Origin of the sequence: Sphingomonas sp. (assembly GCF_040398505.1) — a bacterium.
Taxonomy (GTDB): domain Bacteria; phylum Pseudomonadota; class Alphaproteobacteria; order Sphingomonadales; family Sphingomonadaceae; genus Sphingomonas.
The window spans coordinates 62,796-68,115 of the sequence record NZ_JBBATX010000002.1 but is presented as its reverse complement, the minus strand read 5'-3'; the positions used below and the strand labels follow the sequence as shown (position 1 = coordinate 68,115).

General features: G+C 68.3%; 7 protein-coding genes. 2 read left to right on the top strand and 5 right to left on the bottom strand.

Annotated elements, in window-relative coordinates; all coding sequences use genetic code 11:
- Positions 1-48: 48 nt before the first annotated feature.
- A complete protein-coding gene (locus ABWP09_RS00800) occupies positions 49-696 on the bottom strand; it encodes a DUF1109 domain-containing protein (RefSeq protein WP_353203264.1) in 648 nt (215 codons plus the stop codon).
- A complete protein-coding gene (locus ABWP09_RS00795) occupies positions 693-1,253 on the bottom strand; it encodes a sigma-70 family RNA polymerase sigma factor (RefSeq protein WP_353203263.1) in 561 nt (186 codons plus the stop codon). The genes ABWP09_RS00800 and ABWP09_RS00795 overlap by 4 nt, the downstream gene beginning before the upstream one ends.
- Before the next feature lie 94 nt (positions 1,254-1,347).
- Between ABWP09_RS00795 and ABWP09_RS00790 the strand changes: the two genes are divergently transcribed.
- Entirely contained in the window at positions 1,348-2,145 is a 798-nt protein-coding gene (locus ABWP09_RS00790) for a DUF72 domain-containing protein (RefSeq protein WP_353203262.1), read from the top strand.
- Here the strand turns inward: ABWP09_RS00790 and ABWP09_RS00785 are convergent.
- From ABWP09_RS00785 to hemC, 3 genes are read right to left on the bottom strand one after another with little or no spacing between them, the layout of a single operon-like run.
- Complete coding sequence (locus ABWP09_RS00785; protein WP_353203261.1) at positions 2,142-3,104, bottom strand: hypothetical protein; 963 nt, start codon at positions 3,102-3,104, stop codon at positions 2,142-2,144. The two genes, ABWP09_RS00790 and ABWP09_RS00785, sit on opposite strands and share 4 nt — an antisense overlap.
- A 45-nt stretch (positions 3,105-3,149) precedes the next feature.
- On the bottom strand, positions 3,150-3,821 hold the full coding sequence (locus tag ABWP09_RS00780; RefSeq protein WP_353203260.1) for a uroporphyrinogen-III synthase: 672 nt from the start codon (positions 3,819-3,821) through the stop codon (positions 3,150-3,152).
- The gene (hemC, locus tag ABWP09_RS00775) at positions 3,818-4,732 is read right to left on the bottom strand and encodes a hydroxymethylbilane synthase (RefSeq protein ID WP_353203259.1); all 915 of its coding nucleotides are present in this window, start codon (positions 4,730-4,732) and stop codon (positions 3,818-3,820) included. The genes ABWP09_RS00780 and hemC overlap by 4 nt, the downstream gene beginning before the upstream one ends.
- A gap of 115 nt (positions 4,733-4,847) precedes the next feature.
- On the opposite strand from hemC, the gene ABWP09_RS00770 reads away from it, so the two are divergent.
- Positions 4,848-5,320 (top strand): tRNA (adenosine(37)-N6)-threonylcarbamoyltransferase complex transferase subunit TsaD (locus ABWP09_RS00770; RefSeq protein WP_502959736.1); only part of this gene is annotated, 473 nt, incomplete at its 3' end.

The following is a 5,320-nucleotide window of genomic DNA, read 5'->3' as shown; positions in this document are numbered from 1 at the left end:
CCTCACGGGGCATCCAGCCACGCGATCCGAAATGCAGCGTCCGCCCTGCTACCAGCGCAAGACGCGCGGGCCGATCACCGCGCCAATCGCCATCGCCACCAGAATTCCCAGCGAATACCAGGTCAGCACGAACAGTGCCGACGTCTCGGGACAGTGGAAGCCGTAAAGCGTCGCGGCGCTGGCCCCCGCTGCCAGCCCGGCGACAGTCCCGGCCAGGCGCAGCCGCGTCGGCGCAAGGCTGCGAAATGCCCAGAGAAAGCCGCCGAAAATCGGTACCGAGAGCAAGGCGACGCAGAGCGAGCAGCGCTGCCAGCTATTCCCCAGCCACAGCGCCCGCCATTCGGTCATCGGTGTCGTCGCCAATTGCGCGACCGCGAGCGCAGCGAGCAGCAGGACCGGCACCAGCGCCAGCCACAGCCAGCGGACGTCACGCCGTTCGGGGCGCGCCAGAAGCGTCACGCCGACCCCCGCCACCAGCGCGATCGACAGCGTATAGCCCCATTTCATCCAGATCGCGCTGCCGTACAGCGCCTGCGACAGATCGGGCCGGAGCCCGAGTCCGACCACCGCCAGCGCCGTCAGGGCACAGCCGATCAGCAGGCCGCGCAACAGCCGCCCCTGGACCGCGCGCGCCGACACAGGGGCGACCTGCTCGGTCAGCGAATCGATCAGTGCATTGGTGGATACCATCGTCATCGTCCCAATCGGGCAGCGCCCAACGCCGCGTCGCTCAACTGCTGTTCAAGCTTCTTCAGACCGCGATGCACCGAAATCTTTACGTCCGATTCGCTGATCCCGGCGCGCGCCGCCGCCTCCGTCACGCTCAACCCGTCAAGCTTGGTCGCGCGGATCGCTTGCGCCTGTTTGGGCGGCAGGGCGTCGAGCAATCGGCCGATGTCGAGACGCGCGCCGCTCGCATCCTCGAAACTTTCAACCGCAAGGATGTCGGCGAAATCGTCGAGCGGGACGGTCTGTTTGCGGCGGCGGAAATGATCGATCATCTTGTAGCGCGCGACCGCATAGGCCCAGGCGGTGAACGGGCGCGCCGGATCATAGGTCGCCCGCCGCGTATGAATGGCGATCAAACTGTCCTGCACCAAATCCTCGACATCGTCATCGGCCCCGCGCAGCCGTCGCGCGAAAAACGCGCGCAGCACCGGCGCGAGCGCTTGCAACAGCCTGCGCTGCGCATTGGCCTCGCCCGCCAGGCCGCCGATCATCAGCGTTCTGAGTTCTGCCTCAGTGGCCCGCACGAACATTCCGGATCGTCATTCGGCTCTCACGCGGTTTTGGTTACGGTTTCGGTGACGGTTTCGTCTGGGTGCGTTGTCGGTTAGCCTTGCGCGGATGACAACAGGCGAAATCCGAATCGGTATTGGCGGCTGGACCTATGCGCCGTGGCGGGGCGTGTTCTTTCCCGAAAAATGGCCAATCAAGCGTGAACTGGACTATGCAGGCAGCAAGCTGACCGCGATCGAAGTCAACGGCACCTATTATTCCTCGCAAAAGCCCGCGACCTTCGCGGCCTGGGCCAAGGCGGTGCCCGACGGCTTCGTCTTTACGCTGAAGGCGTCGCGCTTCTGCACCAATCGCAAGGTGTTGGCGGACGCCGGCGAATCGATCGCGCGCTTTACCGGGCAGGGCATCGTCGAGCTTGGCGACCGGCTGGGGCCGATCCTGTGGCAGTTCATGGCGACCAAGAAGTTCGAGCCCGAAGATTTCGGGGCGTTCCTGAAGCTGTTGCCCGCACGCCAGGACGGCGTCGCGCTGCGCCACGCGGTGCAAGTGCGGCATGATAGCTTTTGCGTGCCCGAATTCGTCGCCCTGGCGCGCGCCGCCGGGGTGGCGATCGTCTATGCCGATTCGGCCGACTATCCAGCCCTTGCCGATGTCAGCGGTGATTTCGTCTATGCGCGGCTCGAGGCGGCGGTCGAGGACGAACCAGCGGGCTATGCGCCCGCTGCGCTGGACGCTTGGGCGGCGACCGCCAAGCACTGGGCGGCGGGAGGATCATCGGCGGTCGTGCCACTCCTTGCCGACCCGGCACCGAAGACGCCGCGCGAAACCTTCATCTTCTTCATCAACGGCGCAAAGGTCCGCGCGCCTGCGGGCGCGATGGCGCTGATCGAACGCCTACGCGCTTAAGGTAAGACCGTTGGGGTCGGGCGCGCGACCGGTGCCGCATCGACGCCCGGCGCGAGGATCGCGGCGCTTTCAATCGTGTCGAGCGCGCGACGCGCGCCGATATAGCGCCGCGCTGCGGCACTCCAGCTTTCTGCCTGTTCTGCACCGGGGGTGCGCGAGACTTCCGCCAGCGCCGCCTCGACTTGCCCTGCTTCGATCAACCGCCGCGCACGCGCCACGCGGTCGACCGGCAAGGGCGAGGGCGTACCGGCCCGGCGCAAGACGACGAGATTGCCGATTTCGGAACGGAAGCTTTGCCACCAGCCGACACTCGCCGCGCCGGTCATCAATTCGGGCGCGATGCCGTCGAGCCCGGCGCGCAGATCCTCAAGCGTCACCGGCGCGCGCGCCGCTTGCAGCACCGTGGCAACGGCGGCGGGCTGGGTACCGCCGAAACGGCTGCGCAACTGATCCTCGAGGAAGCCGAGATTGAGCCCGCGATCGAGCGCACGGCGGGCGGCAAAGGCGACCATCAACCCCTCGCTGCGCGTGGCGTAAGCCGACGCGCGCTGCGAATCGTGGTCGATCGTTCCCGCCCGAGTCTCGAGATCGCCAAGCTTGGCGGCAAGTTCGGCTTGCCGCGTCGACAGCGCGGCCAAGTCGATCGCCGGCACCGGAGCGCCAGCCTTGCTCGGCACGATCACCACCGGTGCCTGGCCATTGGCACCGACCGGCACCGTCACGGTCGCGACGGGCTTGACCTCCCCAGTGCGGGCGAATGTGTTGAGCACGAACGCCGCAACCCCGACGCCGACCAGAAAGGCGATCAGCCCAAGCGCCACACCCATCCGCCAGCCCATGCCGCTAGAAGCAGGCGCGGGCGATGGTGGCGTGAACGTCGGCAGCACGCGCGGCGGCAATGGCGACGGCGGGGGTGGCACCGGGTTAGGGTCGGGGACCGGGGGGGTTGGGTCGTCCATCCCTGCCTTATCGGGGTCGTGGCGCAGCCGGTCAACGCCCTGCTGCTAAGCGATGCTGCGCGCGGCCACGAACAGCGCGGCGTCATCGGGCGTGGCGGCACTGGCGGTGGCGGCCCAGCCGACCCCGGCGGCGGCGGCGATCGCCGGGCTGAACGCGGCGATGGCGACGCGCGCACGGTCGATCTTGGCCGCATCGAGCAGCGCCGCCAGCCGCCGCGCGGCGCGGGCCGAATGCAGCAATGCGATCGATCCGATCAAATCCGTGAGCCGCGCCGGATCGACCGCGATGGCCGCACTTTCATAGACCGGGATTACCTGCGCGATCGGCCCGCCGGCCGACAGCGTGCGGTCACGCCCGGTCAGATGCAGCGCGCGCGACACGCCATGCGCCATCGCCAGCGCGGCGATTTCGGCCCCATCACCGCCGCCAATCGCCATGACGTCAAACCCCGCCGCCTGCGCCGCCATCGCCGTGTGCGGGCCGACCGCCAGTACCGGCAGGCTGGTCAGACCGGCGAGTTCCGCCCCGGCAAAGCGCACGGCATTGGCGCTGGTCAGAAGCAGCGCATCGAAGGCGGCGGCGTGCGGCAGTTCCCACGTCAATGCCTGCACCGCGAACAGCGGCAACGATATGGTTTCGAACCCCGCCGCCTGCGCGCGGGCGCGCGTGGCGGCATGGCCTGGCTCGGGCCGCAGCACCGCCAGAGGCGCGCTCACGCCGCGAACAGCCGCCGTACCGGCTCTGGCGCCCGCTCTAGCAAATCCGCGGCAAGGCGTTCGGCAAGCGTGCCGTCATCGGCCGCACCGCGGATATCTCCCGTCACGTGCGCGCTGCCATCCTCGGCGAAGAGTTCGGCACGCATCCAGACGAGATCATCCTCGATCACCGCCAGCGCCGCGACCGGCGAATGGCAATCCGCCACAAGCGCCGCGAGCAAGGCGCGTTCGACAAGCACGCACACATGCGTCGCTTCATGGTCGATCGCCGCGAGCCAGCCGAGCATCCGATCGTCCGCGGCGCGCGCCTCGATCCCGACCGCGCCTTGCGCAGGGGCGGGCAGCACGACGTCAGTCTCGATCCCGACGCCGACATCGGGGCGGCCGAGCCGATCGAGCCCTGCCGCCGCCAGCATCGACGCATCGACGTCGCCCGCTGCCACTTTGGCGAGACGCGTGTCGACATTGCCGCGGAACAGCACGGTTTCGAAATCAGGGCGCATCCGCTTCAACTGCGCGACGCGGCGCGGCGAGCTGGTGCCGATCACCGCGCCGTGGCGCAGACTGGCGATGCTCGGCGCGCCGATCAGCCGATCGCGCACATCGGCGCGCGGCAACATCGCGGCGATCGCAATCTCGACCGGGCGGACGGTTTCGACATCCTTCATCGAATGCACCGCGAAATCGACTTCGCCCGCCAGCAGCGCGCGGTCGAGCTCCTTGGTCCACAACGCCTTGCCGCCAATCTCGGCGAGCGCCACGTCCTGCACGCGGTCCCCCGTGGTCTTGATCGGCACGATCTCGATCGCCGCAATGTCCCAGCCATGCGCGGTACACAGGGCACCCCGCACCATATTGGCCTGGACGAGTGCGAGCGGCGATCCGCGCGTGCCGAGACGAAGAACAGGCATAGCTTCTCCCAAATCCGGTCGGGCTGCGCGTGTCGAAGCCCTGTCCTTTCGGTCGAGCGTAGAAGAAAGAGCCGCCCTTCGACAAGCTCAGGGCGAACGGTTAGGGGTCATTGCCATGACATTGCTCATCCTCGGCCTTGAATCGAGCTGCGACGAAACCGCCGCCGCCCTCGTCACCTCGGATCGCCGTATCCTGTCGCACCGGCTTGCGGGGCAGGAGGCGGCGCACCGGCCTTATGGCGGCGTGGTGCCCGAAATCGCCGCGCGCGCGCATGTCGAGATGCTGAGCCCGCTGGTCGCGGCGGCGCTGGCCGATGCTGGCGTTACGCTGGCCGATGTCGATGCGGTCGCGGCGACGGCGGGGCCGGGGCTGATCGGCGGGGTGATGGTCGGGCTCGTCACCGGCAAGGCGCTGGCGCATGCGGCGGGCAAGCCGCTGATCGCGGTCAATCACCTCGAAGGCCATGCGCTCAGCCCGCGTCTGTCCGACCCTAATCTGGAATTTCCCTATCTGCTGCTGCTCGTCTCGGGCGGGCATTGCCAGTTGCTGCTCGTCGAAGGCGTCGCGCGCTATCGCCGCCTCGCCAC

Excerpts from the sequence above, each read along its gene's own strand:
- ABWP09_RS00800 (WP_353203264.1), bottom strand. The coding sequence starts at position 696 with ATGACGATGGTATCCACCAATGCACTGATCGATTCGCTGACCGAGCAG.
- ABWP09_RS00785 (WP_353203261.1), bottom strand. The coding sequence starts at position 3,104 with ATGGACGACCCAACCCCCCCGGTCCCCGACCCTAACCCGGTGCCACCC.
- ABWP09_RS00790 (WP_353203262.1), top strand. The coding sequence starts at position 1,348 with ATGACAACAGGCGAAATCCGAATCGGTATTGGCGGCTGGACCTATGCG.
- hemC (WP_353203259.1), bottom strand. The coding sequence starts at position 4,732 with ATGCCTGTTCTTCGTCTCGGCACGCGCGGATCGCCGCTCGCACTCGTC.